At 63.5% G+C, this 11,997-nt stretch carries 11 protein-coding genes; 1 reads left to right on the forward strand and 10 read right to left on the reverse strand.

Translation table 11 applies throughout. The annotated features are described in order from the left end of the window. Positions 1–76: 76 nt before the first annotated feature. The 10 genes from VNT00_RS02615 to VNT00_RS02660 form a co-directional block, all read right to left on the reverse strand. A complete protein-coding gene (locus tag VNT00_RS02615) occupies positions 77–685 on the reverse strand; it encodes a TetR/AcrR family transcriptional regulator (protein WP_325584208.1) in 609 nt (202 codons plus the stop codon). Positions 686–689: 4 nt separating this feature from the next. Further along, entirely contained in the window at positions 690–1,373 is a 684-nt protein-coding gene (locus tag VNT00_RS02620) for a glutathione S-transferase family protein (RefSeq protein WP_325584210.1), read from the reverse strand. 50 nt (positions 1,374–1,423) lie between these two features. Next, positions 1,424–3,325 carry an AMP-binding protein gene (locus VNT00_RS02625; RefSeq protein WP_325584212.1) on the reverse strand — a complete coding sequence of 634 codons (1,902 nt, stop codon included), beginning with the start codon at positions 3,323–3,325 and terminating at the stop codon, positions 1,424–1,426. A gap of 52 nt (positions 3,326–3,377) precedes the next feature. Beyond that, positions 3,378–4,388 carry an NADPH:quinone oxidoreductase family protein gene (locus tag VNT00_RS02630; protein WP_325584214.1) on the reverse strand — a complete coding sequence of 337 codons (1,011 nt, stop codon included), beginning with the start codon at positions 4,386–4,388 and terminating at the stop codon, positions 3,378–3,380. Between the two features lie 162 nt (positions 4,389–4,550). Then, the gene (locus VNT00_RS02635; RefSeq protein ID WP_325584216.1) at positions 4,551–5,696 is read right to left on the reverse strand and encodes an ABC transporter substrate-binding protein; all 1,146 of its coding nucleotides are present in this window, start codon (positions 5,694–5,696) and stop codon (positions 4,551–4,553) included. Between the two features lie 89 nt (positions 5,697–5,785). Further along, positions 5,786–6,307, reverse strand: a complete 522-nt coding sequence (locus tag VNT00_RS02640; RefSeq protein WP_325584218.1) for a flavin reductase family protein — start codon at positions 6,305–6,307, stop codon at positions 5,786–5,788. A 66-nt stretch (positions 6,308–6,373) separates the two neighbouring features. After that, a complete protein-coding gene (locus VNT00_RS02645) occupies positions 6,374–7,582 on the reverse strand; it encodes an acyl-CoA dehydrogenase family protein (RefSeq protein ID WP_414650870.1) in 1,209 nt (402 codons plus the stop codon). 110 nt (positions 7,583–7,692) lie between these two features. Beyond that, on the reverse strand, positions 7,693–8,469 hold the full coding sequence (locus tag VNT00_RS02650) for an alpha/beta fold hydrolase (RefSeq protein ID WP_325584222.1): 777 nt from the start codon (positions 8,467–8,469) through the stop codon (positions 7,693–7,695). Further along, positions 8,466–9,503 carry a 2,5-dihydroxypyridine 5,6-dioxygenase NicX family protein gene (locus VNT00_RS02655; RefSeq protein WP_325584224.1) on the reverse strand — a complete coding sequence of 346 codons (1,038 nt, stop codon included), beginning with the start codon at positions 9,501–9,503 and terminating at the stop codon, positions 8,466–8,468. Before VNT00_RS02655 ends, VNT00_RS02650 begins: the two co-directional genes overlap by 4 nt. 256 nt (positions 9,504–9,759) lie before the next feature. Beyond that, complete coding sequence (locus VNT00_RS02660) at positions 9,760–11,175, reverse strand: purine-cytosine permease family protein (protein ID WP_325584226.1); 1,416 nt, start codon at positions 11,173–11,175, stop codon at positions 9,760–9,762. 364 nt (positions 11,176–11,539) lie between these two features. Here VNT00_RS02660 and VNT00_RS02665 point away from each other — a divergent pair. Beyond that, positions 11,540–11,997 (forward strand): MFS transporter (locus tag VNT00_RS02665; protein WP_325584228.1); only part of this gene is annotated, 458 nt, incomplete at its 3' end.

Consider the following 11,997-nt stretch of genomic DNA (forward strand, 5'->3'; position numbering starts at 1 on the left):
GGGCTGCCGCCTGTTCTCCCGGGGTATTGTTTGGCGCATTCAGGCGCCGAGGTCATGCATGCGGATCAACCAGGCTCTAGCGCAGATCCATGGGCGGCAGGTCGTTCAGGCCGTTCAGGAACAGATGAACGATAAGCGTAGCCAACTCCGCCGGTTTGATGGAGCCCGAAGGCTCGTACCATACGTGGATCCAGTTGGTCATGCCGAAGTAAAGCATGGCCACGGCCGTGATCTTCTTACGCGTGATTTCGATGTCGGGCCGCAATGCCTGGATAAGGGCCGCCATGCGGCTGACGATACGATGCTGCATGGCGGCCACCGAGCGCATGGCGGGCTTGTTCAGGTGCCGGGTCTGGTTCAGCAGGACCGTGATTTCGTCGGGCGTGCTGATGTATTCGCTGATAAGCGTGGCCGTCATGGCGTGGAATTTTTCCTTGGGCGTGCCGGCGGCGGTGGCGGCCTCGACCTTTATCGCCAGATCTTCGATTCTCGATTCGATAAGTCCCTGCAGGATGGCATGCTTGGAGCGGTGGTAATGATATAGCGAGGACTTCTTGATGCCGCATTGTTCGGCGATGTCCTCGAGCAGGGTTTCGCTATAGCCCTGCCGGGCGAAGAGCACGGCGGCGGCATGCAGGATGTCTTTCTTGCGGTCTTCGTAGTCGGCGGCTTGAGGACGGGCCATAGGGTCAATTGCCTTGCGCGGTGGTTTGTTGTTCTTTGAGGGCGCGGCCGGCGGCCCGCCGGTCGGCTTCGATGCGCTGCGTGCTGGGACGCTGCGCGGCGCGATCCATATACCCGGACAGCGCGGGCAGATGCCTGTCGAGAAAGTCTTTTTCGCCCACGATGTTCAGCGTGCGGCGGATGGCGGAAAGGTGCACCCAGGCGGCGGCGTCGGCATGGGTGTAGTGTTCGCCGCAAAGCCAGTGCTCCAGGTCGGCGCGCCGGCCCAATGTGCGCAGCCCCTTCTCCAGGTTTTCCAGGGCGGCGGCCAGCACGTCCTGGTTCAGCTGTGCGCCCCAGAACGCGGCCGGATAGACCGGGCGCGCCGCGGCGTCCAGATAAAGCTCGATGTACTGGATCAGTTCGCGGCAACGGGCGCGCTCGATGGGGTTGCCGGGGAATAGCGAGACACTGGCTTGAGGGCGGATGTCCTCGAGGTATTCGATGATGGCCTGCGATTCGTAGAGCTTGCCTTCGGCAGTGTGCAGAAAGGGAATCTTGCCGCTTGGGCTGCCCGACTCCGGCCAGTGGCCGGCCCCCGGCATGAAGGGAACTTCTTCGAAGGGCAGATCCAGTTCGATCAGGGCGATCTTGATTTTGTTGTAGTAGGTGCTGATGGGCGAGCCGAAAATGCGAAGCCTGGAAGACATGGTGGGATCTCGAAAAGAAAAGAGCCGCCGCGGCGGCCCCGGTACCCGTATTATCGGGCGGCGGCGAAAAGCAGGCAATCGTCCTGGCTGTCCGTGGCGCCATACATGCGATCCACGGCGGCGGCGCGCGTCTTCAACACGCCGCGCTGGTTGATGTGGCCCTTGTCGGTGATTTCGCCATCGTCCAGGCTGGGCGGCCTATCCAGCACCAGGGCGCGGGCAATGCAGGTGCTGCTGGCGGGGAACATGGCGTTGTAGCGCTGCACGCCTTCGCGGATCGCCGCCAGCACTTGGGGGTCGCGGGCGATTCTTGCAGGTTCCGACTCGGCCAGCCCGGGAAATGCCTTGCGCACCTGGGCCAGGTTGAGGAACAGCAGGGCGCCCAGTTCGAGCTGGTTCGGTGCAGCCAGCACGACGTCGGCGGCCAAGGGGTGCAGAGCCTCCAGGAGATGCTCGCGCACAGTGGCCACCGAGACCCAGGTGCCAGTGGAGAGCTTGAAGTTTTCCGACAGGCGGCCGGCGTACAGCAGGCCGTGCTCGGGCTGTTCGTCGTTGATGAAGACGACGGCGTCGCCGGTGATCAGGAAGCCTTCTTCATCGAACGATGCCTGGTTGGCTTGAGGATCCCGGTAATAGCCCGGCGTGATGTTGTCGCCGCGAAAACGGATTTCGTAGCGGTTTTCGCCTGGGATGAGCTTGGCCTCGACCCCGGGGCCAGGCAGTCCCAGCGTGCCCAGCGATTGCGAGGGCCACCAGCCCAGTGTGGCGGGCATGGTGGTTTCGGTCGATCCCAGCGACGAGGTGACGGGAATCCGCTGCCCCGTCGCCTGGACGCTGAGCTGCTCCAGCTTGAGCAGGGTGGTGGGCAGCAGCGCGGCGCCGCCGTAGATGATGACCTGCAGGTTGGGAAAGACCGCGGCGGCGATGGAAGGATCTTCTTCCATGCAGGCCACCAGCATGTCCAGCCCGCGCGGCACGTTGATCATGACGTTGGGGCGGACTTCACGCAAGTGGCGGATGCTGCGCTCGATAAGCTTGGGCACGGGCTTGCCGTCGTCGATGTACAAGGTGCCGCCGTGGCGCAGCACCATGCTGAAGCTGCCGTGCGTGCCGGCGGTGTGGTTCCATGGCAGCCAGTCGAGCATGGTCAATGGCTCGTCGGCCAGGAAGGGCCATACCTGATCCCACAATACGCCCGAGGTCAGGATATTGCGCTGTGTCATGACGACGGCCTTGGGCGCGCCGGTGGAGCCGGAGGTGAGCAGCAGCCGGGCGGTGGCGTCCGGCGTCACCCGGGCATAGGCTTGCTCGACCTCGATGCCGGCGGGCGTGCCGAGCGCTTCGTCGAAGCAGACGTCGACCAGGGTGTGGCTTGGGGCGTCGCTGAGGATCACAGCGTTGCATAGCGGCCTGGCGACCTCGAGCGCCTTGCCGTAGCGCTTGGCATCGGCGGCATAGATGATGGCGGGCTGGAACCGCTGGACAAGGTCGCGGATCTTGGCGCAGGTTTCCGACATCAGGCTGTAGGCGGCTGAAAGCGGCATGACGGGAATGCCGATCTGCATGGCGGCCAGTTGCAGCAGCGCGTGGTTGATGCCGTTTTCGCTGAGCACGAAGATGGGGCGGTCGTCGGGCACGCTGCGGTCGAGCAGCCACTGGGACAAGGCGTCGACGCTGGCGCGAGCCTGGGCGTAGCTGATGCGCCGCCAGCCTTCGCCCTCGGGCTCGGCCAGGAATGTCTGTTGCGGGCGCTCTTGCGCGTGCCTGCGCAGGTAGTCGCACAACTGCCGCACGGGCAGGGGGTGCAGGGGTTGTTTGTTGGTCAGCAGGATGGATCCATCGCTTCGGGTTTCCAGCGCGATTTCAACGGGGGCGAAGCGCACGGGCCGGAATGGCGCATCGGGGCGCTGCGCGTTGATGTCGGCGGCGAGGTCGTGATGGCTGGTGCTCATGGGTGTCTCAACTGTTTTTATGTCGTACGGGCTTTATGGGTTTGCGAGTGGATCAGGCAAAGCCCAGCAGTATCTTGGTGCCGCGGGGCGCTGTGGAAAACCGCTCCCAGGCCTGGCCGAAATTCTCGGCGGGGATGATTTCGCTGGGCAGGGGGCTTAGCGCGCCCAGACTCATGATGTCGAACATGGCCGACAGTTGCCGGGTAAAGGTTTCGGTTTCGTGGATGAGCAGCCCGCCGCAGTAAACCCCGACAATGGCCGCGCCCTTGAGCAGCAGAAGATTGGTCGGGATGCGGGGGATCTCGCCGGCGGCGAAGCCTATGACCAGCAGGCGCCCGCGCCACGCCAGGTTGCGCACCGCGGCTTCCGTGTAGCGGTCGCCGACCGGATCGACGACGACATCCGCGCCCCGCTTGCCCAGCGCCGCGCGCAGGCCGTCCTTCAGATCCGCCTGCCCGGCATGCGTGCGTGCGCCGCTGTCCAGGTGAACGATATCGAAGCTGCCGTCCTGCCGGCGTTCGGCGGTGAACACATCGGCCTTGAGGTGCCGGGCGATTTGCACACTGGCTTTTCCCACGGCGCCGCTGGCGCCAAGGATCAGGACGCGCTCGCCGGGCGCCAGGCGGGCGCGGTCGACCAGGCCGTGATAGGCCGTCAGGTGCGAATTGATGGATCCCACGGCATCGGCCAGTTCGACATTGGCGGGCACGGCCACCAGCCGATGGGCGGGGGCGACGAGCTGGGTGGCCCAGCCGCCGGCCACGCCGCTGGAGACGATTTTGTCTCCGGGCTGGAAGGCGGTGACGCCGGCACCGACGCTGCGCACGATGCCGGCGGCGTCCAGGCCGGGTACGCAGGGTAGTGGCGGCTTGTCCTGATAGCGTCCCTGGACGAGCAGATGGTCGGTGAAGTTGAAGGCGGCGCAGTGGATGTCGATGAGGACTTCGCCGGGGCCGGGCAGGCCGGCGGCGCCGCGTGTTTCGCAGCGCATGTCCGGCGGACTGCCGTATTCGTGGCACACCAGGGCGTAGCCGGCGCGGGTCTGGAACGGTTCTGCGTTCATCTTTCGTGTTTCTTCATGATGGTTTGCGGTTTGGCTGCATCAGCTGTCGGGCGCCAGTGCCCAGCACGGCCGGGCAGTCCGCCGGACATGCGCCGGCCGGGTCTTCGCCGCCTGCCTGGGCAAAGGCGAGAACCCGGGCCGGGCGCGGTATGGGGCAAAGGCTTATTTGGCCAGGGCCCAGGCGCCGTTCTTGACGGTGATGAGCTCTACGCCGCGTTCGTCGAAGCCGCTGTGATCGGCGGGCGTCATGTTGTAGATGCCCTGGGTGCCGGGCAGGTCCTTGATGTTTTCCAGCGCGTCGCGCAGCGCTTCGCGGAACTGCACCGTGCCGGGCTTGGTGGTCTTGAGCGCAACGGGCACAGCGCGCTCAAGCAGCAGGCCGGCATCGTACATATTGCCGCCGAAGGTGGCGGGCTCGGCGCCGTTCAGCTTTTTATAGTCGGCGATGTATTTAAGCGCCACCTTTTTGGCTGGGTTGCTGTCGGGGATCTCGTTGGGAACCAGCATGACGCTGCCGCCCAGGACGGTGCCTTCGACTTTCTTGCCGCCCAGCTTGATGAACTCGTTCAATGCGGCGCCATGGGTTTGGTAGATGGTGCCCTTGTAGTTCATGTCGACCAGGGTGGCTTCCGGCAGAACGGCCGGACCGCCGGGGGCTGCGACCAGCACGGCGTCGGGCTTGGCGCTGATGATGCGCAGCGCCTGGCCCGTGACCGAGGTGTCGGGACGCTTGAAGCGTTCATTGGCGACGATCTTGATGTCGGTCTTGGCCAGAAGGTCGGTCATGACCTTGTGCCAGGTCTCGCCGAAAGTGTCCCCCGTGCCGATGAAGCCCAGGGTCTTCACGTTGTGCGCGACCATGTGCTTGATCAGGGCATTGGCCACCAGGCCGTCGTTCTGTGTGGTCTTGAAGACCCAGCGGCGTTTGTCGTCCATGGGCAGCACGATGGCGATGGTGCCGACCGGCGCCAGCATGGGTATCTTGGCTTGCGAGACGAAGTCCAGCGCCGCCATGGCATTGGGCGAGCTCGATGGTCCGATGATGGCATCGACCTTGTCTTCGGTGATGAGTTTTTTCAGCACCGTGACGGTAGTGGTGGGGTCGCTGCCGTCGTCGAAGGCAATGTATTCGACCTTCTGATCGCCGAAATGGGTGGGCAGCAGCGGGATGGTGTTCTTTTGGGGAATGCCGATAAGGGCGACCGGCCCCGTGTTGGAGGTGATGATGCCGATCTTGATCTGGGCATGCGCCGCGGCCGTCATGGCCAGGCCGGCCAATAGCGTGGGCAACAGGTATCTGTATTTCATGAGTGTCTCCGATTATTGTCGTGGTGTGGAAAGTTGCGGTAAGCGTGCGGCAGGAAAAACGGGGTATTGCGGGAACGGGCGCCGGCGCGTCAGCGTCCGGAGTCGTAGTGCGCGGCGGTGGCGTACGAGCCCTGCCAGTACACCAAAGGAAGCCCTTCGCGATGCTCGAAGTTTTCCACCGTGCCCAGGATGATGTCATGGTCGCCGGCGGGGATGGCGCCGTGCAGGGCGCATTCAAAAGTGGCCAGAGCATCGTCCAGCACGGGAAGCCCTGATTGGGTTTCGCGATAGCCGATGCCCGCGAAGCGAGTTTCGACGGGGCCGGTCATTTGCTGGGCGATGTGGCGCTGATCCCTGGCCAGGATGTTGACCACGAAGCGCAGGGACTGGCTGACCCGGGCATGGGCCAGCGACCCCCTTATGACGTTCCAGCTGATCATCGGCGGCTCCATGGACACGCTGGCGAATGAATTGATGGTGAGCCCATAGGGGGCGCCTTGCTCGTCCAGCAGCGTGATGACGGCAATGCCGGTGGGAAAGCGTCCGAAGGCGTGGCGCAGCTCGGGCTTGGGCTGCGCGGGCGCGGCGTGGCGGGTATTGGCGTGGATCATGATGGTCACCTTGGCTTGGCGCCCGTCAACACGTATCGAGGATGTCGCGTTGGGGCTGTGGCGCGTTTATTCGTCGCGTTCGCCTTCGTTGTAAAGCAGGCCGTAGCCCAGGCGGTCGACGCAGATTTCCGAAGTCCAGGGCAGCATCAGCGCGCCGCAGCGGCTGTCGCGATACATGCGCTCGAGCGGGAACGTCTTGAGCATGGCCTGGCCGCCGCAGACGCGAACCGCTTCGGCGCAGATCTCGGCGCAGTATTCCATGATGGTGTATTGGCAGGCGTAGGCGCGCATGCGTTCGGCGCGCGTCGGATTGCGCTTGAATTCGGACGTGACGCGATGGAACAGCGCCCAGGCCTGTTGCAGCTTGATGTACATTTCGGCGATGCCGAACTGCTTGGTCGGGTACATGCGGCGCTTGACGTTGACGCCGGCCACTTCGCCGCGCAGGTAGGCCACGGCGAAATCGTAGGCGGCCTGGGCCACGCCTATGTAGCAGGGGGTAAGCGTCATGAACATGTGCGGGTACTGGGCTGCCGCCTTGATATACAGGCCGCGCGGCATGAGCTGGGCCGTGTCGGGAACGAACACGTCCTTGAAGATCAGCGTGCGCGAAACGGTGCCGCGCATGCCCAGCGGATCCCAGTCGCCCACGACCGACACGCCCGGCGCGTCGGCCGGCACGGCCATGAACATGGTGTCGGCCAGGCTGGGGCTGGGCACGTCCTCGGTGCAAAGCACGCCGTAATAGTCGGCATGGCCGGACAGCGAGGCGAAGATCTTCTTGCCGTTGATGACCCAGCCGTCGTCCTTGCGGGAAGTGATGGTGCCGAACGGATGCCTGCCGGCGGCGGCGCCGCTGCCTTCGGAGAAGGGCTGGGAGTAGATTTTGCCGTCCAGCATATTGGCATAGTGGATGGCGCGGTTGCGCTCGTGCGAAGCGCGCTGCTCGTCGGTCAGGTCCATGTCGTCGACCATGCCGGACGTCCACAGCGAGTTCGCATTGTGCATGTTGAAGGTGTTGGCGGTGGAACCGCAGTAGTAGGCAATGCGCGAGGCCACCAGGGTGTAGGTGCGGTAGTCCGCGCCGATGCCGCCCAGGCGCTTGGGCACGCACAAGCCCAGGAAGCCCATTTCCTTCAGGTCGTTGTAGTTGTCGGTGGGGAAGCTGGCTTCGCGGTCGTGCTTGAAGGCGCGCTCGGCCCAGACCACGCCGTACTCGTCGACCTTGGCGAGCAGCTCTTTTTGCAGATCGGTCAGGGCCGCGCCGTCGAACATGGTGTTGGCGTCGGCGGACTGGGAATAATGTTTGAGGTAACTGCTGTCCATGCTGGTTCTTGTCCTGAGGGGTGATGCTGGCCTTGCGGATTAGGGACTGTTGACAGGTCCTAGCGCAGTGCCGACAGAAAATTCTCGATGGCCTGGTTGTATAGCTCGGGCGCTTCCAGGTTGGCCATGTGCTGCAGGCCGGGAAACTCGTGGTATTGCGCATTGGGGATCTGTTCCGCCATGCGCCTCATGCCCTTGGGCGGAGCCTGGTTGTCCAGCTCGCCGGCCAACAGCAGCGTGGGCACGGCAATCTTTGCCAGATCGGCCTTGCGGTTGAAGGTGACCAGCAGCTGCATGGCGGTCAAGTAGTCCTGCGTCGTGATGTCGCGCGCGGCCACATTGGCCAGTTCGCGCATGCTTGCCGGGGTATCGGGCCCCATGAAGGCCGCCAGCAGAGTAGGCGCGGCTTCGGCAAAATTGGCGAACGGTTCCATGGCTTCGTGGCGCTGGCGGATGAACTCTTCCTTCCATTGGGGATCCGCGCTGCCGAAGGCGCCGCTGGTCGATGACAGGATCAGGCTGGCGACACGTTGTGGATGACAATGGTAGAACTCCTGCGCCACCATGCCGCCCATTGAGTGGCCGAGTATGTGCGCCTTGTCGATGCCCATGGCCTGCATCATGGATTCCAGGGCGTCGGCCAGTGCTTTCCAGCTTTGCTGCTTTAGTGCGGGCGAAGGGAAGAATCCGGGTTGTGTCCAGGCCACGGCCAGGCGCGAGCGGCCGAAATGGTTGATCTGGGGCAGCCAGATTTCAGCCGTCGAGCCCATGCCGTGCAGCAGGATCAGGGGAGTGCCGCCGCTGCCGCTGGCCAGCCAGGAAGGAGTGCCGTTCATTCGAATACCTCGCAGAGTTTGCCGTTGTCGACGATGGTGGTGCCGTCCAGCTGCACGGTGCAATGGCGCAGAGGAAGGTCGAAGTGCCCCAGGGTATGTCGGCCGGCCATGTCGTTGGCGCCGGTGGAGTACAAGAAGTTGCCAGCGAAGGCCCGCAGCTCGGTGCCGTTGGTTTCGGTCTTGTCGAACATCTGCAAGGCGTCCCAGCGGGCCTGCGGGTTCATGCCCCAGCCCACATGGCTGACCGCGTAGGCGTTGCGGTCCTGCCAGGCTTCCATATAGCTGCGCATGAGTTCGGCATCGAGGCTTTTTCCCTCGATGCGGGTGACGTAGTCGTTTTCGATATGCAGCGTGACCGGGTTTTCCAGATAGCGCTTGAATGTGAGGTTGACGTCGCCAGTATCGAGCACGAGGGTGCCGTTTACCGCGTCGGCCTTGGGAAAGGCCAGGCACAGGCCGCCGGGCCAGTGCTGGACCAGGCCGGGGCGGTCGGCGCCGCCCCATACGCCGCCGACGCGGGCGCCAGCCAGGGCGATTTCAAGCCGGGTGCCGGCCGCCGACGTCACGGTCATGGTCTTTGCCTTGGCCAGCATGCGCACGCCGTTCTTGACCTTGGCGGTCAGATCCAGGTCGGTCGTGAGGCGGTCGAGGATTTCGGGGTGTTCGTTGCTGACCATGATGACGCGCGCGCCCGACTCCAGGATTTGCGGCAGCTCGGGCGCGTGCAGCAGCCCTTCGACGGTTAGGTCGACCACCAGGCCGGGGCCCGAGAGCGCCCGCAGCACGGGAGGCATGTGCTGCACGACATGCGAGGCTCCGGTGGAGCGCACCGGAACGGGCGTGTCGGACGGCAGGGAGGGGACGATGATTTTTACGGGGATGGCGCCCATGCGGGCGAGCGCCAGTTCGGCCAGCTCGACATTGATGGCGCGGCTTTCCGTTTCGGCCAGGATGCGCACGACCTCGCCCGGCTGGACCTTGCACTTGCGAAAGGTCGCTTCGAATGCCCGCAGCCATTTTTCCTGCACTTTCATTGTTTCTCCGCCAACCGCCGCCCGGCTGGATGCCGTGTGGCGCCGGGTTGATTAATTAATAGACCAGCTGGTCGAATAATATGAAAAGGTATTTTAAGCGTCAAGAAATTTTGCGGATTCAGGCGCGAACCGAGGGTAATCACTAGTGTTTTGCCTTGGATGCCCAAGGCAAAAAAAACCGCTCTCCAATGGTTTGGTGAGCGGCAGGTATTTGGCATCGCGATGTTGAGGCGATGCCGCAGGTATGGCGTTGCGCTTAGCTGGCGTTTTTCAGGGTTGGCAGGCGCAGGATGGGGTAGAGAATGATGCAGATGGGCAGCGACGTAAAGAACTCGATGTGGATGTATTTGTTCAGTACGTAGTGCGACAGCACGAAGGCCACGACGAGGGTGATGATGCCTGCCCAGTTGATGTCGGGAACGCTGGTCTCGGCCTGCCCGCGTGCGCGCATGGTGCGCTTGACGATGAAGTAGTCCGAGATCATGATGCCCGCGAAGCAGGTGGTCAGAACGCCCAGCACCGTCAGGAAGGAATTGAACCATTCGAGAATGGAGCCCACCAGCATGATGCAGCCGATGATGTTGGCCACGATGACGAACAGCAGGCGGCCCGGCCTCCAGCTGAACAGCGCGTCGAACAGGCTGGTAAGCGAAAGCGAGGCGCTGTAGGTATTCAGGACCTGGGCCTTGGACTGGGCGAAGATCATGAGGATGGTGCCGATGATGCCGCCGAAGATGATGAAGGCCGCGGCGATGCTGTCCGGGCTTTGCAGCGCCATGGCTTGCGCGGCTGCGTGGGTCATGCCGCCCACCGTGACGTGGTAGTCGACGATTTGCCCCATGCCGGCGTACATGACGATACCGCCCACCACCAGCATGACGATGTCCATGGCCACGTTGCCCAGCAGGGCGGCGATGCCGATGTCGCGCGAGGTGCGGGCGTAGCGGCCCAGGTCGGCGTCGACCAGCGCCAGGGCGCCGGCGGAGCCGATGAGCACGTTGACCGCGAACGCGAATTTGCCGGCGTCGGTGTCGGCACCCATGGCCTTCAGGGCCTCGGGCGGCAGTTGCGCGCCGAACTGCAGCACGCTGCCCCACGATTGCCCCGACGTGGCGATGACGTCGATGACCATGTACAGCAGCACCAGCAGGAAGCCGATGAGGGCGATGGAGGACACCTTGGTGACCATGTTGAAGCCGTAGGCGGTCAGCAGGATCCAGGCAATGGTGAGAATGCCGTAGATGATGATGCGCGACGTCATTGTGTCGGGCAGGTCGAGGTAGAAGAGGAAGCCTTTGTAGAGCAGGGCGTTTTCAACGGCGAGGAAGCCGATGATCATGAAGCCGAAGACCAGGGCCAGGATGACCGACCCGCGCACGCCGAACCCGTGCGCGCGCGACATGAAGCTGCTGGACAGGCCGGTGCGGTAGGCGATGTGGCCGGCCCCCCAGCCGATGAGCGCACCGCAGATGGTGACCAGGATGCCGGCCATGAGGCCGATTTTGATGCCCGCGACGAAGGTGACCAGTGCGCCAATGAAAAGCTGGATGAGGGTGGTGACGATGCCCGCCGTGCTCCAGGTGATTTGCAGCCAGTTTTGCCGTTGGCTGTCTGGGACGGCTTCCAGCGCATGGTCGTCCGTGCGCTGTTCGATAGTGCTTGCCTCTACCATTGAGTTTCTCCAGTTGTTTGAATTGGCATTGTTCAATTCTTCTTGACCTGGGCTTTTATGACTGCGCCCTTGATCCCCTTTGTGCTGTTCGGCCAAACCGTACCGATGGCATGCAGCATTATGCTTGAAGCGTAAAATATTTTTACAGAAAATGGAATAGGCCTTAACCCCTGTGTGTTTGCACAGCAACATCGGAAACGGATGCTTTTTTGCCCGATGCGCAGGTCGGCGTGCCCCAAACCTGCGGCGCCGCGTCCAACGCGGTTGTTTCTTGATCCGCGCTCTCAAAATGACTGGCGGCTCCACGGGCGGCCCCACTGGTGTTAGAGTCTGAAATTTGGACTGGGACAGAAAGAAGGTTCTCATGCGAGATTCCGCCCGTCCGGCCGGCGCGCCGGTGCGCCGCAAGCCGGTTTTCGCCGTCATTGCCATGGCGCTGCTCATGATGTCGATCGACTCGACCATCGTCGCCACCGCGCTGCATGCCATCCAGCAGGGCCTGCAGGCTTCCATCAATTTAACGAGCTGGACCATTACGGCGTATTCCTTCGGCTTCGTGCTGATGCTGCCCATCAGCGGCAAGCTGGCCGAGCGTTTCGGGCGCCGCCGCGTCTTCATGGGATCCACGCTGGCTTTTACCCTGGCTTCGCTCGGCTGCGGCATGGCCGACAACATCTACCTGCTGATCATCCTGCGGGCGGTGCAGGCCGCGGGGGGCGCGGGGTTCACGCCGACCGCCACCGGCATCATCGTCGATCATTTCGGGGCCGCGCGCGACCGGTATGTCAGCCTGTTCGGCAGCATCTTCCCGGTCGGGGCGAT

Source organism: Eoetvoesiella sp., from assembly GCF_035555955.1.
In the GTDB taxonomy this organism is placed as follows: domain Bacteria; phylum Pseudomonadota; class Gammaproteobacteria; order Burkholderiales; family Burkholderiaceae_B; genus Eoetvoesia.